Below are 26,210 nucleotides of genomic sequence, written 5' to 3' on the forward strand. Positions count from 1 at the left end.
CGGTGCCACGACAGCTCCCACGTGACGTGTCCGGCTTCGTCGGCCGGGCCTCCGAACTCGCCGAATTGGACGCTCTGCTCCACGACGGCGACGGCGACGGCGACGGCGACGGCGACGGCGACGGCACGGATGGCTCGGTGTCGGTGGTGATGATCGCCGGGACGGCCGGGGTCGGCAAGACCTCGCTCGCCGTCCGCCTGGCCCACCGGATCAGCGGGAGCTTCCCCCACGGCCAGTTGTTCGTGAACCTGCGCGGCTACGACACCGGACCGTCCCTGGCGCCCGCAGCCGTGCTGGGGCGATTCCTGGGCGCGCTCGGCATCCCCGCCCCGGCCATCCCGGTCGGGCTGGAGGAGCGTGCGGAGCTGTACCGGTCGCTGCTGGCGGGCAAGCAGGTCCTGGTGGTGCTGGACAACGCCGCCACCGTCGGCCAGGTCCGCCCACTGCTGCCCGGCACCGCCGGGTGCCTGACGGTGGTGACCAGCCGCCACCGCCTCTCTGGGCTGGCCGTGCGCGACGGCGCCCGTCGTATCACCCTGGGCATGCTCAGTGCTCAGGAATCCACCGACCTGATCGCTGCGGCCACCCGCGGCTACCGCACCGGCGACGACCTGAATCAGATCGCCGAACTGGCCCGGCTGTGCGCGCGTCTTCCGCTGGCGCTGCGGATCGCCGCCGAACGCGCCGCCACCCACCCACTGCTCGCCCTACCCGAGCTGACCGCCCAGTTACGTGACGAGTCAACCCTGTGGGAGGCGCTCTCCAGCCCCGACGAGGAAGAGGCCGACGCCGTACGCACCGTCTTCGCCTGGTCCTACCGCACACTCCCGCCCCCCGCCGCCCGCCTGTTCCGTCTCCTGGGTCTGCACCCCGGCCCGGACTTCTCGGTCCATGCCGCCGCCGCCCTGACCGAACAGGAGCCTCGGCGGGCCCACAGCCTGCTGGACCTGCTGGCCGGAGCCCATCTGGTCGAGTCCACCAGCGCGGACCGGTACCAGTTCCACGACCTGCTGCGCGCCTACGCCACCGACCAGGCCCACCAGGAAGAGACCCGCGAAGACCAGCACACCGCACTCAAGCGACTGGCCAACTGGTACCTGTACACCGCCGATGCCGCCTGCACGGCGGCCCAGAGCTTCGACCGCTCCATCCTGCCCCAGGGACAAACCGGCCCGGCATCAGCACTGACCTTCGACGGACAGCAGGACGCGTTCGCCTGGCACCAGAGCGAGCAGGCAAACCTCCTGGCCGTCGTACAAGCTGCCGCACAGGCCGAGCTTGACGAGATCGCGTGGCAGCTACCCGCCGCCTTGCACGGCATTCACATGGCCCGCAGTGTTTTCGACGACTGGCAGGCGATGGCCGGCCTCGGGCTGGAGGCCGCCCAGCGGCTGGGCGACCGGCGGGCCCAGGCCCTCATGCACAACACCCTGGGCATTGCGGCCAAGGACTCCAGGCAACTGGCGCAGGCCGCCGAACACCACGAAGCCGCGCTCGATCTGCGCACCCGTATCGGCGACCAAGCCGGCGTGGCCGAATCCGCCAACGGCCTGGGCCTGGTCCACCTATGGCGCCATGAACTAACCGCCAGCCGCACCCGCCTGGAACAGGCTCTGGCCCTCTACCAGCAGTACGGCCCCCGACACTGGACCGGCGTGGTCCTCTGCGGCCTCGGCTTCACCGCCGCAGCCCTCGGCGAGCCCCACGAGGCAGCCCGCTTCGCCCACCAAGCCCTGGCCGTGTACCACGAAACCGGGGCCGACCACTCGCTGCACATCGACGCCCTGCAACTTCTGGCCCGTCTCGCCCGGGAAGCCGGCCACTACGCCCAAGCCGAGGAGTACCTTGCCGACGCCCTAGCCCTGCAGGAACACTCCAGCTTCGTCACCATCGATGCAGCTCTCCGACTCGAACAGGCCACCCTGCACCGGGCACAGGGCCGCCACGACCAAGCCCTTGAAACCTACTGGGCGTGCGAGACACTTCAGCGCTCCATCGGCAACCGCACCGGCCAAGCCCATGCCTACGACGGCATCGGCCAGACCATGTGCGCCCTCGGCCGCCTACAGGAAGCCATCGACTTCCACACCATGGCCGCGCGCATCCTCCGCGACCCGCTCCAGCCCTGGGACCTGGCCCAGACACTCGCCCACCTCGCCGACGCCCACGCCGACAACGACCAGCCCGAACCAGCCCGCCACCACCGCGCCGAAGCCCTCACCCTCCTCGCCCCCTTCCCCGACCCCCAGGCCACCGCCCTCCGCCAGCGGCTCCAACAACTGGTCGCCGAATGATCGCCGAACGACAATGCGGCGAGGCGATGCGCCCAGCATCATGGAGCCGTGCTGATTGAAACCGAGTTAACTCCCCTGCTCCGTACGGACTTCGGCGACGACGAAGCCTGGCAGGCCGTCCGCGCGGCCGTGGCCGCCCCGGTGGGTGGCGGTCTGGTGCGGGCCGACACGGAAGCCGTGGACGACCGGCGGCTCGCGGGGCTCACGAGCGAGCAGATCGTGGCGTCGGTCGGCCCCGACGCCACGTACGCCGTCGTGGTCGTCGCGGACCGGCGGACCATGGCCGAAGCCGAAATGCCGCTGCTCGTCATTGCCCTGAGGGACGGGGCCGAACTGCGCTGCGTTCCCGAGGCGCTGTGGGCCCTACTCACCGATGCGGGTGTCCGGGGCATGGGGCTCGCGGAATTCCTGGATGACGTCGGCCCGGACGGCCTGTTCCGGGGCGTCGGCGGCCCCCACGGCCTGGAGCGGAGGCTTGCCGCCCTGGCAGAGCTGCGCGGAGCCGCTGCCGCCCACCTGAGCACATCGCAGGCGGCCCAGCGCCCGGAGATCCCCGGCCCGCCCCCGGCCGCGACGGTCCCCAGCAGGCCCGCCCCTCAAGCCTCCCCAGCAGCGCCGTCCGTACCAGCACGGCCCTTGTTTCCTCCCACGACCGACTGACCGGATCCGGGACAGGGCCCGAGGTCGTATCCGGCCCCGTGTGTCCCCGCCAGGAACGACCCGCCAAAATGGGGGGCGTTCCGAGCGGGAGGATGCGGTGTCGGCGGTCGTTGAAGTGCAGCAGGTCTGGAGGCCGCCCACTGCGGATCTGCGAGCCGGGCGACGTCCTCTGTGGTGGACCGTTGGCCCGGCGGCGGACCTTGCTGTCCTGTTCGTCCATCGGCGGCAGCTGCGGCAAAGCCCCTACGTCAAGGGCTGGGTGGGGTGGGGCCCGGAGGTCCCCTTCGAGGGAATGCTGGTGACGCGCCAGGCTGATGGATTCATTCAACGCCGCATGATCAAAGACGTACCGCTCCGGCCCAGTCACATCGCCCTCCTCCCGGACTCCCGGCTCCTCCTGGCAAGCGGTCGCGCCTTCGGGGAAAAGCCGGACTCGTGGGGGTCGAATGCCGTGGTGTGGTCTGCAGAGGGCGAGCAGGAGGGCACCTTCTGCGTCGGTGACGACATTCCTGTGCTGATCACCGACCGCGGTGGGCTGATCTGGACGGCCTACGGTGATGAAGGGATCTACGGAGGACATCCGGAGTCTGCGGCCGGGCTTGCCGGGTGGAGTGCTGAAGGCCGGGCGGTATGGGCTCCGGAAGGCCGCCTCCCTGATGTGCCCTTGGAGGGCTGCACCGCGGCCACCGAGGACGAGTGGGTGTGGCTGGTCTGGTACTCCGGCAGCAGCCGCGGCGGCACGTTCCTGACGCGGATCACCCCCGCCACAGGTGAGGTGACCAGTTGGCGCAGCCCTGTACGTGATCCGGACGGATTCGCCGTACGTGGCCGTCGAGCGGTCCTGACCAGGCGCGTCCACAACCAGCGGTCGACCGAAGTGATCCGGGCCGAGTTGATCGGCGATACGTGGAGCGTGACCGAGCGGGGCTCGGTACGAGTGCCCGGCCGGGTGGTCAAGTACTGCGGTCAGGGACGCGACGGCGTTCTGTGGCTTCGCGCCGGCGACACCTGGCTTCGCGTCGAAGCCTGACACAGCGCGGAATTCCACGCGCGCCCGGCGGCTCCCGGACGGTACGGTCGATGCCTCTCCGGCGGCGGCCGAAAGGAGCGCGCCCGATGCCCGCACCGTCCGGCTTCGCCTACCGACAGCGCGGCGACGGCAGCGTGGTCATCTCCCACAACGGCCGCGCGGCGACCACCCTGCGCGGCTCCCGGGCGGCACGGTTCATCGCCGAGGCCGAGGCCGGCGATCCGCAAGAGGTGATGGCGCGCTGGACCGGCAACTACCGCAGGGGCAACGAGCGCACCGCCCGCGACCACCCACGAAACCGGCACTGAACGACGATCACCAGCGTTGATCGGCACCCCTCAGGCCGCTCAGTCCCACCCCTCTCCAGTGTGAGGTTCGGGCAGCCAGTCCTGGGCCGGGTCGTACTCCAGCCACCGGCTACGCCCCGCCTCCGCCGCGAGGGCGCTCAGCAGGGCGGGCAGGTGAGGGGGTCCGCTGCCGCACCACAGCATCGACCAGGCGTACAGCGGCGTGGGGTCGACCAGCGGAACGGACCGGATCCCCGGAATGTGAGGAAGCGGCACATCGGCCGGTATCAGCGAGAAGCGGCGCGGGTCCGCGGACAGGTCGGCGAGGAAGCCGTCCAGCCCCAGGTTGGTGCCTTCGGCACGGTCTCGGATGCCGAACCGCTCGGCGAAACGGTGCAGGAAATCGAGCCGGTCCAGCGTCGCGGGAGCCCATAGCAGGCTGTTCCGCAGTTGCTCCGGCCGCAGGGCGGGCTCGTCCGCCAGTGGATGGTCCACACTCAGGACGGCGTCCACCGGCTCCAGCCGTACCAGGCGGTGTGTCAGCCCCGCGGGCAGCGGTGGATGGACACGGCCGAACGCGGCGTCGATGTCGCCGCGCAGCAGCGCCGCCGCCACCGACGGCAGATCACGGCCGTGTCCGAGTTCCAGCGGTGGTGGTGCGTCGCTGCCCGCCGCCACCTGTGCAAGCGTGCGCATGGGTGCGTAGAGGTGGCCCCATACATCGACCCGCAGCGGCCGGTGTTCGTCCAGGGCCGCGGCCACGGCCCGGTCCGCGGCGGCCAGCGTCTGCCGGGCCGGTTCCAGGAAGCGGTGGCCGGCGCGGGTCAGCTCCACCCCTTGGCCGGTGCGCAGGAACAGCGAGGTGCCCAGCACGGACTCCAGGCGCGCGATCCGCTTGGAGAGCGCCTGTTGTGAGATCGACAGCGCCTCGGCCGCCCGTCCGAAGTGCGCCTCCTCGGCGGCGAGAACGAAGGCGTGTACCTGCGCCAGATCGAGGTCCATGGCTCTCACCCTAGAGGTCCATCCAGAGAGGTACGCGCCTCTCGCCATGGGCGACAACCATGGGTGACAACCATAGGTTGTCGACTCACCCAGCGGGTTGTTGGCTCGTCCGGTGCCACCGCCGATTACATGATCCGCATGCAGAGACTGATCCCCACGGGAGATCCGGCGCGCCCGGTGGAGTTCACCGAGGACGCCCAGCCCGTCCCGGCGCCGGACGAGGCGCTGATCCGCGTCGAGGCGTTCGCGCCGAACCGAGGCGAGACATTCCTCCTGGAACGACCGAAGCCGGGCCTGATGCCCGGCAAGGACGTCGCCGGCCTGGTGGTGCAGGCAGCCGCCGACGGATCCGGCCCGCGGGTCGGCACCCGCGTGGTGGGCCACCCGCCCCGGGGCGGCTGGGCCGAGTACGCGGCCGTGCCCACCCACTCGCTCGCCGAACTGCCCGACTCCCTCAGCGCCGTCGACGCCGCGGCCCTGCCGCTGGCCGGCATCACCGCCCTGCGGCTGCTGCGCACCGCCGGCAGCGTGACGGGTAGGCGGCTGCTGGTAACCGGCGCCGCGGGTGGCGTCGGCCACTACGTCACCGAACTGGCCGCCGCCGCGGGGGCGGAGGTCACCGTGGTGACCGCCACCCCGTCGCGCGCCGAGCGGCTGCGCGCTCTGGGCGCCGCGGCGGCCGTACACGCGGTGGCCGAGGCGCGGGGGCCGTTCGACGTGGTGCTGGAGTCCACCGGCGGCGCCGATCTGCCGGTCGCGCTGTCCAAACTGGCCCCGGGCGGCACGCTGATCTGGTTCGGCCAGGCCAGCCGCACCCCTGCGACGCTGGACTTCTTCGACCTCCTCAGCGGCCCGGAAGGCGCCGTCATCCGCCACTTCCACTACGCGGGACCCAACGCGGACCCCAACGCGGGCCCGACCTACGGACACGACCTGGCCACCCTGGTGCGCCTGGTGCACGACGGGCGGCTCCATCCGGAGATCGGCCGCACCGCGGACTGGGCGAAGACCGCCGAGACCCTGGTCGACCTGCGGGAGCGCCGGATCCGCGGCAAGGCGGTCCTCACCACGGGGGTGGTGTCATGAACGTCGCCGATCTCGCCGCGGAGAATCTGACGCGCGCCACCGCCGCCGGTCTTGACCCGCATGAATACCAGCGTGTCACCGCCGAATTGACCTCGGTCGACGACTGGGGACAGACATTCATGAGGGCCGCTCGCCACCACCTCGTACGCGCGGAGCAGGCCGCCTCCCCGATATCGACCGGCGCGCACTACCAAGTGGCCGCGCGCTGGTTCCACTTCGCCACCCTGGGCCCGTATACAGACCGCGAGACCCAGGCTGCCGCAGAGGCGGCTGCACAGTCCGCCGCCGAGGCCGACGCCGCGATGCGCCGCGCGCTGGAGATTCTGGAACCCGGCGCCCGCCGACTCGACGGGCCCGCCTTCGCCGGCTGGCTCCGCGGCCCTGCCGACGCGCCCGCGACCGTCGTCGTCGTGCCCGGCCTGGACTCCGGCAAGGAGGAGTTCCACGCGGTCACCTCGGCACTGCTGCGCAGGGGCCTGGCCGTGTTCACGATGGACGGCCCCGGGCAGGGCACACTCGCGGCCACCACCACGGTCCGGCCCGACTACCACCAGGTGATCGGGCAGGTCGTGGACGCGCTCGGCGTCGACCGGGTCGGGCTCGTCGGCCTCAGCCTGGGCGGTTACTACGTCGCGGAGAGCGCCGCCCACGAGCCTCGGGTGGCCGCCGCCACCACCGTGAGCGGTCCCTTCCGCCTCGACTGGCCGGCCCTGCCGCCCCCGCTCCGGAACATCCTGACCCGGCGCGCCGGAGGAACCGGGGCGGCCCGCGACTTCGCCGCCCGGGTCGACCTGTCCTCGCTGGCGCCCCGTATCGCCTGCCCGCTCCTGGTGGTCGACGGCGGCCAGGACGACATCTCAGGAGTGACCTGCGGAGAGCCACTGGCCCGCCTGGCACCGCGCGGCGAGTATCTGCTCGTCCCGTACGGCGACCATCTGCTGGGCAACGCCCACGCGGACTGGCTGCCCGCGGCCGCCGACTGGATGTCCGAGGCGCTCGGAATGTGACGGTCTCCTGGTCGTCGGAGTATTCCCGGGCGGCGCACGGCCTGGCAGAGTCCCGATCATGAAAGACATTCGAAGACAGCAGCTGGGACTGCTCCCCGGAGTCGCGCTGGCCGCCACGCTGCCGGGGATAACGCTCGACGAGACGGGCGAGTCCCCGCTGTTCGGTTACTTCTTCGCGTACATCCTCTTCGCGGGCATCAGCACCGCGCTCTGGGCCACGCCCAAGGATCCGTACCAAGGGCTCCTGTTGCCGATCCTGGCAGTCATCGGCCTCATCCAGGACACGCTGGTGTGGTATCTCATCGCCTGGCTGTCCGAGGTCCGCGTGGACAGCGTGTGGTGGGCGCTGGCCGGGGCCTTCGTAGTGCGGGGGTGCTGCTGGGCCGCCGTGTGGATCCTGCCGTCCGGGACGTCCGGAACGCCGACACCGGACGGCACTTCGACGCCGGACGGCCCGTCAGAGACGTAACACGCGCCGAGCGTACTCACCCCACCGCCGCAACCCACTGGTCGACGGTGCTGACCTCGGCCTGCCCCGGGAACACCTTCTCGGTCAGCAGCCGGTGAACCTCCGGGTCGCGGTCGGCACAGCCGTCGGCCAGCACGGTGAGCCGGTAGTCGAGGTCGGCGGCCTGGCGCAGCGTGGACAGGACGACGCCGCTGGTCGCGAGGCCGGTCAGGACGAGACGGGTGATTCCGGCGGACCGCAGGACCAGCTCCAGATCGCTGCCGGTGAAGGCGCTGACCCGCTTCTTGGTGACCACGACCTCCCCGGGCCGTGGCGCGACGTCGGGGTGGATGGCCGCATGGGGGTCGCCCTCGGCGAAGGCGCCCGGAGGCAGGGCGCTGAACGTCGCGTTACGGTCGGACACTTCGGGGTGGCCGGAACGGAAGCCGATGACCACGTACACGACCGGGATGTCGGCGCGGCGGGCGGCGTCGATCGCGCGGCTCAGACGGGGCAGGTAGTCGGGGTCGTCGTGGACGCGGGCCACGATGCCCTCCTGGATGTCCATCACGAGCAGGGCGGTGTTGTCGGGCACGTTCACGTTCACTGAACCTTTCAATGCTGTCATCACTGTGATCAGGGAAAGCGCTAGGCAGAAGGAGACCGGTCGTCGGCCCCGATCCGGCCCAGCGAACGGTCAACGGCCGTGACCACCAGGAACACGGCGGCGACGGCGAGCATGAGCCAGGCCAGACCGTGCAGGCCGCCGGTGTCGGCACGGGCGCCGTAGAAGGCCCCGTACGCGCTGGAGGCGATGATCGCGCCGAGGTAGAAGAAGGTACGCATCAGCCCCGCCGAGGACCCGATCCGCTCCGGGTCGGCCTGGTGGTACACCGCGTTCTGCAGCGCCAGGTTGTTCAGCCCCTGCGGTACGCCGAAGAGCAGCGCGACGGCGACCAGCAGCCACACCGGGCTGTCCGGCCGCAGCAGGAGCATCGTGGCGCATGCGGCGATCTGCCCCAGGGCGCCGACGAGGAGCTTGCCGCGCACCTCGGGGCGGCGGCCGGTGGCGGTGGACACGGCGATCCCGACCAGGAACACCGGCAGCTGCGCGAGCCCCGCCTGCGATGCGCTCAGCCCCCGCCCCTCCTCCAGCCACTGGGGGTAGCCGTACAGAAAGACGTACGACACGACGGCGGCGAGGACGGTACGCCCGTACGTGAGGACCAGCGGCCGATTGCCGCCGAGCACCCGCAGGTCGATGAACGGCTCCGCCGCCCGCAGCTCCCGCACCGTGAACCCGGTCGCCGCCACCGCCACGAGCACCGGCAGATACCAGCGGTCGGCCCGCGGCTGCATCAGGAACAGCAGCAGCGCGACGAGCGTCGCGGCGAACAGCGCCATCCCGGCCAGGTCCAGCCTGATCCGCTCGCCGCCGCGCTCCGACGGGGTCGACGGGTCCGGCGGGGGCGCCTTGGGCAGCCGCCGGGCGCCGAGGATCAGACCGGCCACGGCCAGCGGGATGTTGACGGCGAACGTGGTGCGCCAGCCGCCCAGGCCGATCAGCAGCCCGCCCAGGGACGGCCCGATGACGGCGACGGTCTGGTTGGCGACCGCGAGCGCGGTCAGCACCCCGGCGGGGCTCTCCCGCCCCGTCCGCCGGGCCTCGCCCCGGATCAGATACATCGCTGCCGGATAGCCCGCACACGTACCGAACCCAAGCACCACCCGCGCGGCGATCAGCACGCCCAGATTCGGGGCCAGCACCCCCATCAGCCCCGCGACCCCGCCCAGCGACATCCCGGCGAGAAAGAGCCGGCGCGGCCCGTAGATGTCGATCAGCCGCCCCATCACGGGCTGGCCTATCGAGGTGGCCAGATAGAGCGCGGAGACCAACCACGCCGTCTGCGCGGGCGGCGCCCCGAGCGCGACGCCGATCGGCACCAACGCCACCGCGACGATGGTGGAGTTGATCGGGTTCAGCACCGAACCCAGGATCATCGGCGCGAGCAGCCTCCGGTCGAAGGAGTCCCGCGTCCCTTTCCCGGCCCTCCCGGCTCTCCCGGCCCTCCGCCGCGCGAGCGACTCGAACGGCCCGAGTGAAGCGAGCGAAACGAGCGACCTGAGCCGCGCGATCATGCGCCGCTGAGCCGGTCCAGCAGGGCCAGCGCCTCGATGATGGTCTGCCGCTCCTCCTCCGTATAGCCGGATTCGAGCGACCGGGCGAGCCATTCCTCCCCCGCCCGCCGCTTGTCGTCCACATACGCGGTGCCGCTCTCGCTCAGCGAGATCAGCTGCCGCCGCCCGTCGTCAGGATCGGGACGCCGCCGGATCAGCCCGCGCTCGTCGAGCACCCCGAGCGTGGCCGCCATCGACTGCGGCCGAACGCGCTCCGCCGCCGCCAGATCACTGGTCGAGGCCGGGCCGTCCTTGCTGAGCCTGCTGAGCACGGCCGTCTGCGTGGGGGTGAGCTCTTCGTTGTCGTACGTCTCCTTCAACCGCCGCCGCAGCCGCCCGACCACGACCCGGATCTCATGCGCGGCGCGCACGGCGGATGCGGGCATGCCGTCTGGGGTCTCTGTCATGCCTCCACCGTAATTTCTTCAGTCCAGCCTGTCCAGTTTTGACTGGGCAGGCTGGACTGAAGAAATTACCGCGCGCCGGCCGGAACCACCCCCGCGACCGGCGCTGACCGGAGCCGGCTGCGACGGCGGGATCAGCGGGTGATCGTGGCCGCGCGCAGGCGCCCGTCACCACTGTCGAAGTAGGCCACCCCGTCGGCGACGGTCGCCTCCGGCTCATGGTCATTCGCCAGGCGGGCCTGCCCCAAGGAGTCGCCGCTGTCGGCGTCCAGGAGGTACAAAGCGCCGGCTTCCGTACTGACGTAGACCGTTCCAGCCGTGACCGTGGGCGGCGAACTCACCCGTGGCGTCTGATACTTCCACAGCATTTTGCCGTCCTTCGCATTGACTGCGAATACCTGGCCGTACCCCGAGTCTTTTTCGCTGTTTCCGCTGATGTAGACGATCCCGTCAGCTACCACCGGGGGATTTGAATCCGAGAAATCGGAGAGACCGGTCCGGTATTTCCACAACAGGTCGCCGTTGTCGGCGTCCCGGGCGGACAGAATGCCGTCTTCGCCGACGGTGTGGATGACACCGTGAGCGACGGTAAGTGACGTCAGCGGGTCAGGGAGGATGTCAGCGCTGATGTGCACTTTCCACAACTGCTTGCCCGTGTCGGCATCCAGGGCATGGAGGTAGGAACCGCGTACGGTATGGGCGCCGTAGTAGACGACCCCGTCGTCGAAGGCCAGCGCGGTCCCCAGGCTGAGTGCCCGACTCCACCTCTTTTCACCGGTCTCGGCATCCAACGCGTACAGGGTGCTGCTTCGCGTGGCGAGCGAGTTGCTGTAGAAGTAGGCGGTTCCGCCGGCCATGACGGGGGCAGCGGATACGAGGTCGTCGGGTTTGAACTTCCACAGGCGACGGCCGGTGTCGGCGTCCAGGGCGTACACGCGGCTGGTGTCGGCGTTGGGAAAACCTCCGCTGCTGAAGGAGACCACCCCTTCGGTGACAGTCGCGGAGCTGACGATGTCCGTCGCCCGGTCGTATTCCCACAGCTGGTCGCCGGTGTCGGCGTCGAGGGCGTACACGCCGCGGTCTCTGTCGCCGACGTAGACCGTCCCGTCCTTGACCACCGGTGGCAAGTCCGTGCCTCGTCCCGAGGACCACAGCTGCCTCAGCACCGGTGCATGGGGCTTCTCGGTCTGCTGGGGCTTCTCGGTCTGCTTGTCGCCGGACTTACCGCCGGGGAGGAGCGTTGCGGTGACGATGACGGCGAGGACGGCGGTGACCGCGAGGCCCGCCACGACTCGGCCCCGCGTGAACACGCGCCTCTTGCCGCCGGGGGTGGATTCCGGTTGTGGGGGTTCCGCTGCCGGTGGGCCCAGGACGGATACCGTCCCGCGGATGGTGGGGGGAACGACTTCGGTAGTGGTCTGCCCGGTAGGCGCGGACAGCGGCTCGTTCCGCTTGCGGGTGATCTCGGCCGTCACCGGCTCAGGCAGCCAGTCGGCTTCCGTGAACAATCCGTCGGCCTGTCCGGCCTGTCCGGCCTGTCCGGCCTGCGAAGCCCGGCCCAGCTCTGTCACCAGGTCCGGCACGGTGGGTCGTTGGCCCGGGTCCTTGGCCAGACACCGGGCCACGACGTCCGCCAGTTCGGGCGGCAGGCCGGTCAGGTCCGGTTCCGCATGGACCACCCGGTAGTTCAAAGCGTGGGCCGAGCCGCTGCCGAACGGACCAGTTCCGGTCGCCGCGTAGGCCAGGACAGCGCCGAGGGCGAAGACGTCGCTCGCCGCTCCCACCGTGTCGCCCACCAGCTGTTCGGGGGACATGAAACCGGGCGTCCCGACCATCGCCCCGGTCAGCGTGAGCTTGGTGGCCTCGGACGCCAGGGAGATACCGAAGTCGATCAGCCGCGGGCCGTCCGCGGCCAGCAGTACGTTCGACGGCTTGAGATCGCGGTGCACCACATCGGCACCGTGTACGGCCTCCAGCGCCTCGGCCAGCGCGGCGCCCAGCGCCAGCACCGAGGACTCCTGCCAGGCGCCGTGCGCGGCCACCGCGGCATCCAAGGACATCCCCGGCACGTATTCGGTGGCCAGCCACGGCGGCATGCCCTCCGGGTCGGCATCCACCACCGCGGCGGTGAAGAACCCCGTCACCTGGCGGGCCGCCGCCACCTCGCGGACGAACCGGCGCCGGAAATCGGGATCGTCCGCAAGCTCGGCCCGTACCACCTTCACCGCGACCGCGCGGCCACCCGGTGACCGGCCCAGATACACCTGGCCCATCCCGCCACGGCCCAGCCGCCCGACGATCCGGTACCGCCCGACCCGCTCGGGATCCCCAGCCTCCAGCGGCGCAATCGCCCCCATCCCACTCCCCCGCTCACTCATCGGTGGCCGTGGCCGAGACCGCGTGCAGACGCCCGGCATCCTCGTAGTAGAGCGTGCCGTCGACGACGGTCACGTTCTCGCCCAAGTCCTCTTCCCGTACATGGTCGCCGCTACCGGCGTCCAGGGAGTACAGGGTGCGGCCACCATCGCCACCGTCGCTGAACAGGACGGTGTCGCCCACGACGGACAGCAATTCCACGTCTTCCAGGTGCGGCTTGTGCCGCCACAGCGGTTTTCCGTTGTCGGCGGAGAAAGCGCACACGTAGCCGTCGTTCTCGAAATAGACCACGCCGTCGGCGACTATCGGGTCACCTGCCCCGTCGGCTATGGCCGGGTCCCACAACTTCCCCTCGAAGCCACGCCTCCAGACCTCCCGGCCGGAGTCGGAGTCCACCGCATACAAAGTGCCGTCCTTGCTGCCGAAGTAGACGGTTCCGTCCGCGACGACGGGTGACGAAACAATCTCGCTGCCGGCCTTGAACTCCCACCGGTCGTCGCCGCTCTCCGCGTCCACGGCGTACAGAGTGCCGTCTCCGGCAGCCGAGACGGGATAGAGGACCCCGTCGGCGATGGTCACGCCTTCCCGCAGCGCGCCGTCGTACTTCTTCCGCCATATCCCTTCGCCCGTATCGGATCGCACCGCGGCCAGGAAGCCAGAGTAGGTCGCATAGGTGGTTTCGCCGACTGTCACGGGTGCCAAATGAACTCCGCGGTCCTTGAACTTCCAGAGTTCATCGCCGCTGTCGGCATCGAGGGCGTACATGTAGTCCTCGTCGCCGTAGTAGGCCATCCCGCCCGAGGCCCCCAACAGAAGGAGTGAGCCCCCCGTGCCGCGCTGATGCCACAACTCGTCGCCGCTGTCGGCGTCCAGGGCATACAGGCTGTCCTTGCCGTTGTCGAGGTAGACCCTGCCATCCGCCACCGTTGACAGTTCCATTTGGTCATCCAAAGCGTAGGACCACAGTTCCTTCCGCACCGGCTCCTTCCGCGCCGGTGCGCCGCTGGAGGCATCATCGCCCTGGCCGTCGCCGCCGGGCAGACGACCGGAGAGGAGCGCGGTCGTGTAGACGAGGGAGAGGACCGCGACAGCGACGAGCCCCGTCAGGACGCGGCGTCGGGTGAGTCTGCGCTTTCCGCCGCCGGGGGTGGAGTCAGACGGTGGGGGTTGCGCTGCCGAGGAGGCGGGGGGCGGTGTCGTGGCAACGGTGGTGGGAACGGGCGCGACGGTGGGAACGGGCTCGGTGGCGGGAACGGGCTCGGCGGTGGGCTGTTCGACAGGCTTGGGGAGGGGGGTGGCCTGCGCGCGGGCGATCTCCGCGGCCACCGGCTCCGGCAGCCAGTCGGCCTCGGTGAAGAAGGCGTCGGCCCGTCCGGTCCCGGACGCCCGGCCCAGTTCTTCCACCAGGTGCGGCACGGTGGGCCGTTGGCCCGGGTCCTTGGCCAGACACCGGGCCACGACGTCCGCCAGTTCGGGCGGCAGGCCGGTCAGGTCCGGTTCCTCATGGACCACCCGGTAGTTCAGGGCTTGGGCGGGGCCGGTTCCGAACGGGCCGGATCCGGTCGCCGCGTAGGCCAGGACAGCGCCGAGGGCGAAGACGTCGCTGGCAGCCGAGACCTCGTCGTCCACCAGTTGCTCGGGCGAGATGAAGCCGGGTGTGCCGATCACCACGCCGGTCTCGGTGAGCTTGGTCGTCTCGGCCGCCAGCGAGATACCAAAGTCGATCACTCGCGGGCCGTCCGCGGCCAACAGGACGTTCGAGGGCTTGAGATCGCGGTGCACCAGGACCGGCTCGCTGCGGTGAACGGCGTCCAGCGCCTCGGCCAGCGCGGCACCCAGCGCCAGCACCGACCTCTTCGGCCAGGCGCCGTGCGCGGCCACCGCCGCGTCCAGGGACATCCCGGGTACGTACGTGGTGGCCAGCCACGCCGGCGTGCCTTCCGGATCCGCGTCCACCACCGCGGCGGTGAAGAAGCCGGTCACCCCGCGGGCGGCCGCCACCTCCCGGGCGAACCGGCGCCGAAACCCCGGGTCGTCCGCCAGCGCCGCCCGCACGACCTTCACGGCGACCGCGCGGCCACTCGGCGACAGGCCCAGATACACCTGGCCCATCCCGCCACGGCCCAGCCGCCCGACAATCCGGTACCGCCCGACCCGCTCGGGATCCCCCGTCTGCAACGGTGCGAACGCCGCCATCCCGCCCCTCCCCGTTCCTGCTGAGGTGAAGAAGCGTAACGGGTACTACGTGCGTGTTCGGGTCCAAGGAGGGCACATAACAGCAAGTTGACGAGCACTCAGGGTCATCAACTGCTCGGCGTTGTTCTAGCCGGAAGCCACGGGCCGGAAGCTACGGATGGGGCTTCTCGGTGTGGTCGGTCAAGGCAGGATCTCGACGTACCCGTCGGTTCCGTGCACGCGGATCCGCTGCCCGTCCCGGATCAGCCGGGTGGCCTGCTCCACGCCCACGACGGCCGGCAAGCCGTACTCCCGGGCGATCACCGCGCCATGGGTCATCAGGCCGCCCACCTCCGTCACCAGTCCCGCGATTCCGACGAACAGCGGCGACCAGCTGGGGTCCGTGAAGGTCGTGACCAGGATGTCGCCCGCTTCGAGCTCGGCCTCCGCCAGGTCAAGGATGACGCGGGCCCTTCCCTCGATGGTCCCAACGGAAACCGGTAGACCGATCAGGGCACCGGCCGGCACGTCGTCGCGCCGGTACGCCCCGGTGACGGCCTCGCCATCCGAGGTGAGCACCCGGGGCGGTGTGAGCGCGTGGTACGACCGGAACGCGTCCTTGCGCTGCTGGATGAGCTGGTCATCCACCCGGTTCGAGCGCACGACGCCGTGGAGTTCCTGGAACGTGAGGTAGAAGATGTCCTCCTTCTCAGGAAGCACATTGGCCTGTACGAGGCGCTCGGCCTCCTCCAGCAGGGCCTGCTTGTAGACGAAGTAGCGGCTGACGATGCCGTACTTCGGGTACTCCCGGTACCCGATGAAGGTTCGGACCCGGTCGATCATCCGCTTGGCCTCGTCAGCCTTCCGGTCCCCGTCCGGCAGGGCCCGCAAGCGTGACAGCACGTCCTGTTCCTTCTTCTGTGCCTTCTGCCGCCCTTGCTCGAAGCGCCGCTCGGCGGCGCCCGGCCCGAAGTTCCTGACGTTGTCGAGGATGACGGGCACGAGCGTGGTGGGGCGCTCGCGCCAACGCGGCCTCGTGATGTCGATCTCGCCGACGCAGCGCATGCCGTACCGGTCGAGGTAGCCCTCTATGGCGTCGCGCGCCTCGGCCCCGCCCGCGAGCTTCCCCAGCTCGTCCAGGAAGCTCTCGTCCTCGACTCCCTCCAGGAACGCCACCACTTCCGGCCGCGGGCGGATCACGTCCGCGACGTCGAGCAGCGCCAGTCCCATCTCCGACGTGATGTTGTCGGGGGCGGACAGTGTGAGCGTGTCGGCGGCGTTCTTCTCGCCCAGCCACTCCTGCAGCTTGTCGTTGAGCCACCACGTGGCCTCCATCCCCGCCATGATCGCCTGCATGTTCAGCGGATCACCGAGGACTCGTTTGTGCTCCTCGAAGGCCTCCAGCAGGAAGTCGAACAGCTCCGGTCCGGTCTTCGTCCGGATGTCGCGCTCCAGGGCGGCGATGGACGCCTGGCTGCGCTCGATCAGCTCGATGACGATGGCCGGATCGGTCTCGACCGGAGCGGACGCACTGCGGGCCGAAGGCCCGCCAGGATCCGCGTCCGGGAGCGACGGAACGAAATCGTCGCGGTCGAGGACGGTCTCCAGAGCGTCCCTGACCAGCGGATCGCCTCTCCCCATGACGTCCAGGAGGGCGGCGCGGCTCGCGGGCGAGGCCAGGCGCCGGGTGGCGTCGACGAACAGCCTCCCGCCTGCCACGTGCATCGGCGCCATGGCCGTCAGCTGCCACACGGAGAGCCCCAGGGGCTTCATGGGGTCGGTCATCATCTGCTGATGACCGACGGAGACGTAGACGTGATTCTCCTGGTCGCCGGTCTCGGGGATGGGGAACAGCGTCGTGATCGGCCGGCTCTGAACGATCCGGAAGCCGTCATCGACCAGGCACCATTCGATGTCCTGCGGGCGGCCGAAGTGCGCTTCGATCCGCCGCCCGAGCTGCACGAGCCGCACGACCTGCGCATCCGTCAGCGCCGGCTGCTCCTGCCGCTGTGCGTCGATCGCCACTTCCTGCGTACCGCCGGCCGGCAGGGCGTGAACGGCACGCTGTTTGGCGGCGATCGCCTTGGCGACGACTTCGCCGTGTCGCACCTTGAAGACGTCCGGGTTCACCAGGCCGGAGACCAGGGCCTCGCCGAGGCCGAAGCTGGCGTCCACGGTGGCGACCTTCCGGTTGCCCGTGACGGGGTCGGCCGTGAACAGGATGCCGGACGCATGCGGGAAGACCATCTGCTGCACGACCACAGCCATGTGGACCGTACGGTGGTCGATGCCGTTCCGCTGGCGGTAGGTCACGGCTCGCTCGGTGAACAGCGAGGCCCAGCACCGGCTGACGTGCTGGAGGATCGCCGTCGGCCCCACGACGTTCAGGTACGTGTCCTGCTGGCCGGCGAAGGAGGACGTCGGCAGGTCCTCCGCCGTCGCGCTGGATCGGACGGCGTAGGCGGCTTGCTCGCCGAGCCGGGCGAGCGCGCGGGTGATCGCCGCCGCGAGATCGCCCGGGATGGCAATCCCTTCGATGGTCCGGCGAATCTGCGCGCTGAGCGTGCCGATCGCCTCCCGGTCGTCCGGGTTCAAGCGCGACAGCTGATCGAGCCGATCGTCGATCGACGGCGCCTCCGCCATGATCCGCCGGAAGGCGTCCGTCGTCACGCAAAAGCCACCCGGCACGCGGATGCCTTCGATCCGAGACAGCCCACCCAGGTGCGCGCCCTTGCCGCCAACGACCGCGACCTGCGTCTCGTCAGCCTCTTGAAGATCCAGCACGTACCGCTCGATCATCGCGATACCCCCGAGACAGCCGTGCTCCCTTGCACTGCCACTGGTTCGACGTGACCGCGTCCCCCGTACGTCGACAACAACACACGCACGTCGTGCCCTCATTTCGCAGGTTGTGGCCTCGGCCGACGATTCTGCGCCGCGACCCGGGTCTTGCCGCAAGCCCCCCGGTGCGCTATAGGTTGAGAGTGGCGGGGAGAGTTTTCTCCTCGCCTTTTGTTGTCCGCTCTCCGGGGTGGCGCGGAGGCCGCTGATAGCTTGATCGGCATGGATCAGGACCGGGTGCTGGAAGCGTTCCGCCTCGAAGCGGGGGAGCTCACCAAGGCGGTTGCCGGGCTGTCGGAGGCCGAGTGGGATCGTCCAACGCGATGTGAGCCCTGGTCCATTCGCGAGTTGCTGGGGCACGTCCGGGTAGTGATCGCCTGGCTGCCGCTGATGCTGGGCAGCCCGGCTCCGGACAGCGCCGAGGTCACTGCGGTGGGGTACTACCGGCCGGACGATCGGTTCAGCCCGCAGACGAACACCGCCCGCATCGACCTGGCCCGCAATCACGCGGCACAGTGCGCCGACGGCGCCGCTCTCGCCGACGACTTCGCCGCAACGTGGCAGCAGGTGGACCGGTTGTGCCGCGACCAACCGGAAAACCGTGTCGTAAGGACACGTCACGGCGACGCGATGCTGCTCTCGGAGTTCCTGATCACCCGGGTGGTCGAGCTCGCGGTTCACGGCCTGGACGTGGCGGAGGCGCTGGGATGTGAACCGTGGCTGACTGCGGAGGCCGGGACGGTTGTGCGGGAACTCCTGCTCGGATCCGGCCAGTTGGCCGCCGTACGCGAGCTGGGCTGGGACGGGCCGACCTTCCTGCGCAAGGCCACGGGCCGCGCGGCGCTCGATGCGGCGGAGACCGCGCGGGTCGAACAGCTCGGTATCCAGTGGCTCACGCTCGGCTGACGCCGGGTTGAGTCCCCCCGGCCCGGCGCGGGCCCGCGTCTGCGGTGGCCCGCGCCGTCTCCGTCGGGTCGTTCACATCGTGCCGACGGCTAAATCGTGCCGACGACGCTGCGGGTCATCGCGACCGCGCTGCCCAGATAGCGGGCGGGGTCGCACAGCTCGCTGATGCGCTCGGCGCCGAGTTGGTCCACCAGCTCGGCGTGCGTGCGGAGTTCGGCCTCGAGCGTGGTGCCGGTTTCGATGGCGGTGCGACACGCTTCGTAGACGACATCGTGGGCCCGCTGGCGGCCCAGAACAGGCGCGAGGTCCATCATGACCGCTTCGGCGACGATGAGCCCTCCGGTGATGTGGGTGTTCCGGCGCATCCGGTCCACGTTCACCTCCAGGCCGGAGAGCATGAACTCGGCCTGGTGGAGGGAGCTGGACAGGAGCAGGAAGGCTTCGGGCACGGCGGCCCACTCCAGGTGCCAGGGGCCGGTGGCGCGCTCGAAGTCCTGCATCATCGCGTCGAGTACGGTCGAGGACTTGTCGCGGAGCAGTTTGGCGGCGGCGAACATCAGCTCGCTGGAGATGGGATTGCGCTTCTGCGGCATGGTCGAGCTGGCCCCGCGCCCCGGAACGAAGGGCTCCGCGAGCTCGCCGAACTCGGAGGAGCACATCATCATCACGTCCCAGGCGATCTTGCCCAGCGAGCCGCCGACCGCGGCGAAGAGCGTGACCAGCTCCGCGAGCCCGTCACGGGCGACATGCCAGGTGATCTCGGGATCGCGAAGCCCCAGCTCGGCCGCCAGAACGGCACGCGTCTCCAGGCCCTCCCGGCCCGGGCCGAGCGAGGCCAGCGTCCCCGCGGCGCCCCCGAACTGCACCATCAGGGCACGCTGACGGGCCTGTTCCAGCCGCTCGGCGTGGCGGTCAAGGGCGGAGAGCCACACGGCGCAGCGGTAGCCGAAGGTGATGGGGAGGGCGTGCTGAAGGTGGGTGCGCCCGGCGGTGACGGTGGCGGCGTGCTCGTCCGCGAGCTGCCGGAGGGCGCGGCGTACCCGGTCGAGCTGGTCCTGGAGCAGGGCGACGCCTTGTTTGCACTGGAGCATCACCGCGGTGTCCATGATGTCCTGGGTGGTGGCGCCCCAGTGGAGGTAGCGGCCCGCGTCGCCGCACTGCTCGGCCACCTGCTTGACGATGGGCAGCACCGGGTAGCCGACGATCTCCGTCTCGGTACGCAGCCGCTCCAGGTCGAGGCCGTCGAGACCGGCCTTGGCGGTGATGTCGTCAGCGGCCTCGGCGGGGATGATGCCGACCTTGGCCTGGGCGCGGGCGAGGGCGGTTTCGGTGTCGATGATGCGCTGGACGTTGGCGGTGTCGCAGAAGATCTCGCGCATGGCGGGGGTGCCGAACATGTCGCGGAAGAGGAAGGAGTCGAAGACGGTACTGCTCATGGGCTGTCTCACTTTGTGATGGAGGGGGTGGCGTGGGCGGGTTCGGGCAGGGCGGGCGCCTCGGGCGCGGCCAAAACGCCGTCGGTCTCGGTCTCGGACTGCGCGAGGAACGCGGCGGGGTCGGCCAGGGCGCGCTGGACCTTGTCGACGTCCATTTCCTTGCACCACTTGGCCAGGACGAAGGTGGCGACCACATTGCCGAAGGTGTTGCAGAACGCCGTGGCCATGGACATGAAGCGGTACACACCGAAGAGGACGGCCGTGCCCTCGACGGGGAGGGTCCCGGTCGCCGCGACCGTGGAGGTGAAGACGACGAACGTCCCGCCGGACACGGTGGCCGCGCCCTTGGACGTCAGCAGCATGATCAGGAGCAGGCCGAGCTGTTCGGGGATGCCCATGGGGATCCCGTACGCGTTGGCGACGAACAGGGTGCAGATGGACATGTACAGCGATGTGCCGTCGAGGTTGAAGGCGTAGCCGGTAGGCACCACCAGGCCGACGCTCTGCTTCGAGCATCCGATTCTGGTCAGCTTCTTCAGCAGCCCCGGCAGGGCCGCCTCGGAGGAGGCCGTGCCCAGGACGAGCGTCATCTCGACGCGCACATAGCGCAGGATGCGCCAGATGTTGAATCCGGCGATCAGGCAGACCAGCCCCAGGATGCCGAACACGAAGACGGCGACGACCAGCCAGTACTGGAGGACGAGTTCGGTCAGGGCCAGGAGCATCTTGCTGCCGCTGGTGCCCACCGAGTAGGCGATGGCGCCGAAGGCCCCGATCGGGGCGAGCTTCATGACGACGTTGACGAAGGCGAAGAACGCCTCGGAGACGACCTCGAGGCCGGAGTTGATCTTCTCCTGCATATGCGGCTTGAGGGCCAGCAGACCAATGCCGAACAGAACGGCCACGAGCACGACCTGCAGCAGCTGACCGGAGGAGAAGGCTCCGACGAAGTTGTCGGGCACGATGTCCCGGAGGAAGGCGAGGACCCCGTGTTCACCCTCCCCGGCCGAGGGTGCCGGGGAGGTGCCGCCGCCCGAGGTGAGGCCCCCCGCGTCCTTGCCCACCCCGAACAGGTTCGCCGCCGCGAGACCGAGGAGCAGGGCGAGGGTGGAGACGACCTCGAAGTAGATCAGCGCCAGGAATCCGAGACGACTGGCCTTCTTCAGATCGCCGGCGGACGCGATGCCCATGACGACGGTGAAGAACACCAACGGGGCGACGCCCGCCTTGATCAGCGCCAGGAACAGGTCCCCCATGATCTTCAAGTCCACCGCGAAGCCGGGGAAGGCGAAGCCGACCGCGACTCCCAGAGCCATCGCGATGACGACCTGCGCCCCGAGCCCCCGGTACCAGCGCTTGCGAGCGGCGGGGGGTGAGGTGGCGTCCAGCAGCTGCTCCTGAGATCTCATGCGGGCACATCCTTGTCTAGACATGAGCTGTGTCTAGACAAGCATGCTCGCGGAAATATCTGTGTCAAGAGCTGTTCACAAAATGAGCGGCTGCCGCTGGTGGCCGCTACCTCCGCTGAAGAACCGTCTCGTAGACGAAGCGATCACCGGCGTGCGTGCTCACGGTGACCTCGAACAGGACGCCGGAAGCGTCGTAGTAGCGGCGTACGAACTCCAGCCCCGGGCTCCCCGGCTCCAACGCGAGATGCGCCGCCGCCTCAGCGGACACACTCACCGCCCGCACCTGCTGCACCACCCGCTCCACCGCGCGCCCCGTCCGGGCCTCGATCAGATCGGCGATCAGCTGGCGGCCCTCCTCCAGATCCCCGGCGACCGCCTTGGCGTCCTCCGGGCCCAGATACACCCGCGCCCAGGAAACGACCTCGTCAGAACGGTCAGGGTCCCGCCGGACCGAGGTCACACACACCTGCCTGGACCCCTCGGCCAAGCCCGTGACCTCGGAGAGCGCCGCGTCCACGGTCACGGGTTCGACCGACAGAACACTCCGCACGGCGGCCTGGCCGTACTGGGTCAGCTCCTCGACACTCCCCAGCTGCGCGGTGAACGCTGCCACCGGCGCCAACCGCTCCACGCGTGTGCCGGTCCCCGGGTGCCGCGAAATCAGCCCACCCAGCTCCAGACGCTTCAACGCCCGCCGCAGCGTTTCGCGCGAGACGCGGTATTCGGCGGCCAACTCGGGCTCGGTCGGCAGCAACTCCCCCACGGGCCACTTTCCGGCGGCGATCTTCTTCATGAGGTCACCGGCGATCACCACGTATCGCGGCTCACCCACGAAGAACTCCTTGCCTGCTCAGGACCGACCCGACCACCAAAATCCTAGAACACCGCCACTGGATCATGGGCCTACGTGCACATACGCAGCCCAGCTCAACGGATCTGTCGGGTCGCTCAGACGAAGCGCAGCCACGGAAGCATGAAGTGCGCGAGCGGCATTGCGGGCATCCGGGCGACCGTCGCGGTGGAGAGCGGCATAGACGTCGGTAGCCACATCCGGGGCCGAGCTGTCGTAGATGCTCCACATCGTCGCGATCACATGCCGGTACCCGGCCAACTGCATCGTCGCGGCCAGATGCATCGCCTCGTCGGGAACGTTCACGCCTCCGGCGGCGGTGTCACACGCCGACAAATACGCCAGTTCGGCGTGCGGTAGATGCAGCCCGTGGAGTTCGGCCACAGTGAGCCGCCCGTCGTACAGCAGGAAAGAACTCTGCGACGCGTCCATGAGGTTCTGCTCGGCATGGCAGGCAAAGTGGACCCACGAATTCTCGTCCAGAGCCTGTAATACCGCCTCGCGTGTGGCCCTCCGCCCAATCAGTGGCGGCGTGATCGAGACCTTCGGAAGGCTGGCGTGGAGTTCATCCAGTTCACGCTGCACTCCCGGCAGCGACGGCCGACCGGGAGTTTCCGGCATGCCAATGGCCAACAACCCGTCGAATGGTGGGCGTTCCTGCTGATCATCGTGGGCGCGACGCAGGGCCGTGAGAGTCGGCGTATACGAGGAGACGACAAGATCGGGCACAGTACGAGCCCCGGCCACCCGGGCTGCCTCGCTGAAGGCGGAGGCGGAGCGATGCCGAGGGTGGTGTCCGGCGGCGTGCAGCGGCAGTAGAGCAAGCCGGCCGGTGGGACACCACCACACACGCGGCGGCAGCCCGTCCGCGGTGTCCGAGGGGCCGAGGTGGTTCAGCACCGGCCCCGCTATCCGATCCCACAACCAGTCCAGCACGTCGTGCACAGCGTGACGTTCGGCTTCCCGATACAGAAAGGGCCGTTTACGCTGCCCGCGTCGTGAGAGCAGTACGTTGAGGAACGTCAACGCTTGCCCTGCCACATCGGCCTGACCAAGGTCCGGCAGGTCGATGACCTCGACCGGCGCGGTAGCGTCTCTGAGCAAGAGAGCGTGACAGGCGATCTCACTCACATTGATGATGACGACAGCCCCGTGGCCAGCCGCAAGTCTCAGCTCGTCGAATGGCACGGGGGCCAGAAAACGCTCGAACCCTTCCAGCCTGCGAACTTGTTCGATGAGATCATCCCATTCACGACACAGCTCGGCACGCTCCTGCGCCAATAGTTCGCGAGGCAGTGGAGACAGTGGGCTGTCCTCGTGCATTTGGGTCAGGTTGGTACTCGCAAAGGGCTGTCGGGCATCCAACAGCTCACGTACGCGCATCAGGCTGGCTGCCAGAGTTGGCGCCTTCTTCTCCAGTTCCGTCAGATCACCCCGGGTGTGGAGCGACTGGTTCTGGATGATCATCCGGCCCTGTTCAAGGATCTCGACGGCACGCTCCGGCTCGCCGGCCAGTATGTAGCAGGCAGCGGCATCGGAAGCGAGCCCAGACCATTCGGCCAGATGATTCTCTCGTGCCCTGCCGCTGAGTCCATGCCACGCCAGCTGTGGCAGGAGAAGCGCGGCCCGGCAGTACCCCTCTGCCGCGAGAGCGAAGTTGCCGAGTGCGACAGCTGTCTGTCCCCAGGTAGCGCAGCTTTTGATGCGGTCCGGCAGCGTGGCGACCGTGATATCCGAAGCGTGGCGGCAGCACCTGATGGCCTCACGCAGATCGGCGGGGTCGTGCTTGTGCCGGTATCGATGTCTCAGGGCTTCACCGAGGCTCTGCCAAGCCCCTGAAAGCCCGATCTCGTCGCCGCGCGCTGTGGCGACGGCCTCCCGGGTTAGGGCCACGGCACGATCAAGATCCGAACTCGCTTCCCGCTCGAGGACATCGACACCGACGGCGAGCACCTTGGCGAGACTCCCCAGAAGTTCCCAGTACCCACGATGCGTCTTGGGCGTGACGGCTACGGCCTGTTCGGCGGCCTCAACGGCTTCCTTGAGGTCTGCTGGTGATTCCTCGCGTCGGAAGCGGCTCAGCAGCAGGTCAGCGAGCATTGATTGATGGAGCCCCACGTCGGGGTGGTTGCGCGGCGCCGCCGCCACGGCCTCACGCGCCCATGTGATCACCTCGTCGAAGCCCTCCGTACCGAAGCTCTGCTGCCGACGAGTGAGCAGCACCTGGATGAGGTGAGATATCGCCATGGCGCGGTGGGGCCCCGGCGAGCCAGGCGGGTACGCCGCGACCGCCTCGGTCGCCAGTCGGATGGCACGGTCCAGGTCGGCCGGTTCCCAAGTGTGCTCGAACCTCAAAATGAAGGCCATGCTGAGGACGGACAATGCGAATGGGTTGTCCTCCGAGGCGGAGACCGCCTCGGTGCCAAGTCGAATGGCTGCCTCTAGATCCTCAGGTGACCTGCGCATGTCGTATCTGACTCGGTATGAGGACGCGAGATTTCCCAGAACGCGCCCCCGATCGTCGTCGCGCTCCGCAAGCGCGGCCAAGGCCTCCTCCTGGACACTGATGGCCCTGTCGATATCCGACGGATCCCCGGTCCGCTCGTATCGGAAGTACAGGGCCGCCCCGAGCTGGGTCAGAAACCGCGCTCGGCGGGTGTCGGGGGCTTCGGCGAGCACCCTCTCCATGATCTCAACGGAAGTGTCCAGGTCGGCGGTGTCTCCCAGCAGGTCGTAGCGCGTCCGTAAGCACTTTCTCAGTGTGGCCGTGTAGCCGCCGAGGTCAGGGTCCTCGGGACTTGCTGCTTCGAAGGCAGCCAGGCCCAGCTCTATTGCCTCATCAAGGTCGGACAGGGCGTCCATGCGCTCGTAGCGAAGAAGCAATGCCGACGCCAGACGATCCATCCGGGACGCCTGGTAACGATGTCCGGGCTGCATTTCGGCCACCGCCTGGCGTCCGGCGAGCACGGCCTGCTCCAGATCGGTCAGCGCACCGCCATGTTCGTAGCGGGACAACAGCAACTCGCACAACAACGTCAGACGGCGGGACAGCTCCGGATTCTCCTTGGCCGTGGACTCGACGGAAAGCCGACGGAGCTCGATGGCCTCGTCAAGGTCGTGCGACTGCCTGGTGCGCAGGAATCGAGTGGACAGAGCGGCGGCAAGCTGGGCCAGGGGCAGGCCCGGCACATCGCGTCCACTGACCGAGAGTTCGAGGGCACGGCGGAAATACGTCACGGCCTCATCGAGGGTCTTGATATCCCGCGTTCGCTCGTGCTCCTGGTACAGCCACCTTGCCTTGCCGTGTGCCTCCTCGGCCCGTCGGAGGAGGGTGTTGACGGCCTCGTAGAACTCCGCCGGCGCGCCAGCCGGATCCAGCTCAGCCTTGAGCAGAAGCAGCCTCACCGCATGGCCGAGGTCGGCGTACGAATCGCTGTCCGCACGGGAACCGTGCCGCGTCTGATAGAACTCCACGAGCGCGTCAAGCGCCCTGACGGAGACGAAGCGTTGGCCTGAGCCACCGTCCCGGATCATGAGCGCCTCGAGCTCTTTCGCCTCGTCCAGCGCCGCATCGTCGAACAGCGCCGACGCATCCCCCTGATCCCTGAACTGCGCCACCCGGGAGAGAAGCGCCGTAATCAGCCGCTCGCGCACGGCATCTACTCTACCGGTGCCAGGTTGCACACGAACGGACGGCGAGTCAGTTGGGGGCGATCACAGGATGCCGACGCCTGAGCACAAGAGCAGTGAACCTTGGGAACGATCCTCAGACTTCATATGGACCGGCAAGGCCTACGACCTGTTGGAGCAGAACCTCCTCC

At 69.2% G+C, this 26,210-nt stretch carries 19 protein-coding genes; 8 read left to right on the forward strand and 11 right to left on the reverse strand.

Annotated features, from left to right (window positions below; translation table 11 throughout):
- Window positions 1-2 precede the first annotated feature (2 nt).
- The 4 genes from ACH4U7_RS04450 to ACH4U7_RS04465 all read left to right on the forward strand — a co-directional run bounded on the left by ACH4U7_RS04450 (window position 3) and on the right by ACH4U7_RS04465 (window position 4,292).
- A complete protein-coding gene (locus ACH4U7_RS04450) occupies window positions 3-2,294 on the forward strand; it encodes an ATP-binding protein (RefSeq protein ID WP_398526542.1) in 2,292 nt (763 codons plus the stop codon).
- Window positions 2,295-2,342: 48 nt separating this feature from the next.
- The gene (locus tag ACH4U7_RS04455) at window positions 2,343-2,954 is read left to right on the forward strand and encodes a DUF6924 domain-containing protein (RefSeq protein WP_398526543.1); all 612 of its coding nucleotides are present in this window, start codon (window positions 2,343-2,345) and stop codon (window positions 2,952-2,954) included.
- Between the two features lie 451 nt (window positions 2,955-3,405).
- A complete protein-coding gene (locus ACH4U7_RS04460) occupies window positions 3,406-3,984 on the forward strand; it encodes a hypothetical protein (RefSeq protein ID WP_398526544.1) in 579 nt (192 codons plus the stop codon).
- A gap of 86 nt (window positions 3,985-4,070) precedes the next feature.
- Window positions 4,071-4,292, forward strand: a complete 222-nt coding sequence (locus ACH4U7_RS04465; protein ID WP_398526545.1) for a hypothetical protein — start codon at window positions 4,071-4,073, stop codon at window positions 4,290-4,292.
- Between the two features lie 39 nt (window positions 4,293-4,331).
- Here ACH4U7_RS04465 and ACH4U7_RS04470 read toward each other — a convergent pair whose 3' ends face one another.
- A complete protein-coding gene (locus ACH4U7_RS04470) occupies window positions 4,332-5,273 on the reverse strand; it encodes a LysR family transcriptional regulator (protein ID WP_398526546.1) in 942 nt (313 codons plus the stop codon).
- 138 nt (window positions 5,274-5,411) lie between these two features.
- On the opposite strand from ACH4U7_RS04470, the gene ACH4U7_RS04475 reads away from it, so the two are divergent.
- From ACH4U7_RS04475 to ACH4U7_RS04485, 3 genes are read left to right on the forward strand one after another with little or no spacing between them, the layout of a single operon-like run.
- Complete coding sequence (locus ACH4U7_RS04475; protein ID WP_398526547.1) at window positions 5,412-6,359, forward strand: zinc-binding dehydrogenase; 948 nt, start codon at window positions 5,412-5,414, stop codon at window positions 6,357-6,359.
- The gene (locus ACH4U7_RS04480) at window positions 6,356-7,366 is read left to right on the forward strand and encodes an alpha/beta hydrolase family protein (RefSeq protein WP_398526548.1); all 1,011 of its coding nucleotides are present in this window, start codon (window positions 6,356-6,358) and stop codon (window positions 7,364-7,366) included. The genes ACH4U7_RS04475 and ACH4U7_RS04480 overlap by 4 nt, the downstream gene beginning before the upstream one ends.
- A gap of 58 nt (window positions 7,367-7,424) precedes the next feature.
- The gene (locus ACH4U7_RS04485) at window positions 7,425-7,835 is read left to right on the forward strand and encodes a hypothetical protein (protein WP_398526549.1); all 411 of its coding nucleotides are present in this window, start codon (window positions 7,425-7,427) and stop codon (window positions 7,833-7,835) included.
- 16 nt (window positions 7,836-7,851) lie between these two features.
- On the opposite strand, the gene ACH4U7_RS04490 is transcribed toward ACH4U7_RS04485, so the two are convergent.
- The 6 genes from ACH4U7_RS04490 to rph form a co-directional block, all read right to left on the reverse strand.
- Window positions 7,852-8,442 (reverse strand): cysteine hydrolase family protein, encoded by a 591-nt coding sequence (locus tag ACH4U7_RS04490; protein ID WP_398526550.1) that lies wholly within the window; start codon window positions 8,440-8,442, stop codon window positions 7,852-7,854.
- Between the two features lie 20 nt (window positions 8,443-8,462).
- Window positions 8,463-9,815 (reverse strand): MFS transporter, encoded by a 1,353-nt coding sequence (locus tag ACH4U7_RS04495; protein WP_398526551.1) that lies wholly within the window; start codon window positions 9,813-9,815, stop codon window positions 8,463-8,465.
- Window positions 9,816-9,949: 134 nt separating this feature from the next.
- A complete protein-coding gene (locus ACH4U7_RS04500; RefSeq protein ID WP_398526552.1) occupies window positions 9,950-10,399 on the reverse strand; it encodes a MarR family winged helix-turn-helix transcriptional regulator in 450 nt (149 codons plus the stop codon).
- A 131-nt stretch (window positions 10,400-10,530) separates the two neighbouring features.
- On the reverse strand, window positions 10,531-12,753 hold the full coding sequence (locus tag ACH4U7_RS04505) for a PQQ-binding-like beta-propeller repeat protein (protein ID WP_398526553.1): 2,223 nt from the start codon (window positions 12,751-12,753) through the stop codon (window positions 10,531-10,533).
- Between the two features lie 13 nt (window positions 12,754-12,766).
- The gene (locus tag ACH4U7_RS04510; protein ID WP_398526554.1) at window positions 12,767-14,968 is read right to left on the reverse strand and encodes a PQQ-binding-like beta-propeller repeat protein; all 2,202 of its coding nucleotides are present in this window, start codon (window positions 14,966-14,968) and stop codon (window positions 12,767-12,769) included.
- A gap of 180 nt (window positions 14,969-15,148) precedes the next feature.
- On the reverse strand, window positions 15,149-17,746 hold the full coding sequence (rph, locus tag ACH4U7_RS04515) for a rifamycin-inactivating phosphotransferase (protein WP_398526989.1): 2,598 nt from the start codon (window positions 17,744-17,746) through the stop codon (window positions 15,149-15,151).
- 264 nt (window positions 17,747-18,010) lie between these two features.
- Between rph and ACH4U7_RS04520 the strand changes: the two genes are divergently transcribed.
- Window positions 18,011-18,694 carry a maleylpyruvate isomerase N-terminal domain-containing protein gene (locus ACH4U7_RS04520; protein ID WP_398526555.1) on the forward strand — a complete coding sequence of 228 codons (684 nt, stop codon included), beginning with the start codon at window positions 18,011-18,013 and terminating at the stop codon, window positions 18,692-18,694.
- Window positions 18,695-18,783: 89 nt separating this feature from the next.
- Here ACH4U7_RS04520 and ACH4U7_RS04525 read toward each other — a convergent pair whose 3' ends face one another.
- The 4 genes from ACH4U7_RS04525 to ACH4U7_RS04540 form a co-directional block, all read right to left on the reverse strand.
- Complete coding sequence (locus tag ACH4U7_RS04525; RefSeq protein ID WP_398526556.1) at window positions 18,784-20,130, reverse strand: adenylosuccinate lyase family protein; 1,347 nt, start codon at window positions 20,128-20,130, stop codon at window positions 18,784-18,786.
- An 8-nt stretch (window positions 20,131-20,138) separates the two neighbouring features.
- Window positions 20,139-21,539 (reverse strand): cation:dicarboxylate symporter family transporter, encoded by a 1,401-nt coding sequence (locus tag ACH4U7_RS04530; protein WP_398526557.1) that lies wholly within the window; start codon window positions 21,537-21,539, stop codon window positions 20,139-20,141.
- Between the two features lie 106 nt (window positions 21,540-21,645).
- Entirely contained in the window at window positions 21,646-22,371 is a 726-nt protein-coding gene (locus tag ACH4U7_RS04535; protein ID WP_398526558.1) for a GntR family transcriptional regulator, read from the reverse strand.
- Window positions 22,372-22,434: 63 nt separating this feature from the next.
- Window positions 22,435-26,043: a CHAT domain-containing protein gene (locus tag ACH4U7_RS04540; RefSeq protein ID WP_398526559.1), complete on the reverse strand. Its 3,609-nt coding sequence runs from the start codon at window positions 26,041-26,043 to the stop codon at window positions 22,435-22,437.
- Between the last annotated feature and the right edge of the window lie 167 nt (window positions 26,044-26,210).

Source organism: Streptomyces sp. NPDC020845 (assembly GCF_044334165.1).
GTDB lineage: Bacteria > Actinomycetota > Actinomycetes > Streptomycetales > Streptomycetaceae > Streptomyces.

Coding starts and splice junctions, on each gene's coding strand:
- ACH4U7_RS04465 (WP_398526545.1), top strand. CDS start 4,071: ATGCCCGCACCGTCCGGCTTCGCCTACCGACAGCGCGGCGACGGCAGC.
- ACH4U7_RS04495 (WP_398526551.1), bottom strand. CDS start 9,815: ATGATCCTGGGTTCGGTGCTGAACCCGATCAACTCCACCATCGTCGCG.
- ACH4U7_RS04490 (WP_398526550.1), bottom strand. CDS start 8,442: ATGACAGCATTGAAAGGTTCAGTGAACGTGAACGTGCCCGACAACACC.
- ACH4U7_RS04480 (WP_398526548.1), top strand. CDS start 6,356: ATGAACGTCGCCGATCTCGCCGCGGAGAATCTGACGCGCGCCACCGCC.
- ACH4U7_RS04530 (WP_398526557.1), bottom strand. CDS start 21,539: ATGAGATCTCAGGAGCAGCTGCTGGACGCCACCTCACCCCCCGCCGCT.
- ACH4U7_RS04500 (WP_398526552.1), bottom strand. CDS start 10,399: ATGACAGAGACCCCAGACGGCATGCCCGCATCCGCCGTGCGCGCCGCG.
- ACH4U7_RS04525 (WP_398526556.1), bottom strand. CDS start 20,130: ATGAGCAGTACCGTCTTCGACTCCTTCCTCTTCCGCGACATGTTCGGC.
- ACH4U7_RS04485 (WP_398526549.1), top strand. CDS start 7,425: ATGAAAGACATTCGAAGACAGCAGCTGGGACTGCTCCCCGGAGTCGCG.
- rph (WP_398526989.1), bottom strand. CDS start 17,746: ATGATCGAGCGGTACGTGCTGGATCTTCAAGAGGCTGACGAGACGCAG.
- ACH4U7_RS04470 (WP_398526546.1), bottom strand. CDS start 5,273: ATGGACCTCGATCTGGCGCAGGTACACGCCTTCGTTCTCGCCGCCGAG.
- ACH4U7_RS04510 (WP_398526554.1), bottom strand. CDS start 14,968: ATGGCGGCGTTCGCACCGTTGCAGACGGGGGATCCCGAGCGGGTCGGG.
- ACH4U7_RS04520 (WP_398526555.1), top strand. CDS start 18,011: ATGGATCAGGACCGGGTGCTGGAAGCGTTCCGCCTCGAAGCGGGGGAG.
- ACH4U7_RS04475 (WP_398526547.1), top strand. CDS start 5,412: ATGCAGAGACTGATCCCCACGGGAGATCCGGCGCGCCCGGTGGAGTTC.
- ACH4U7_RS04505 (WP_398526553.1), bottom strand. CDS start 12,753: ATGGGGGCGATTGCGCCGCTGGAGGCTGGGGATCCCGAGCGGGTCGGG.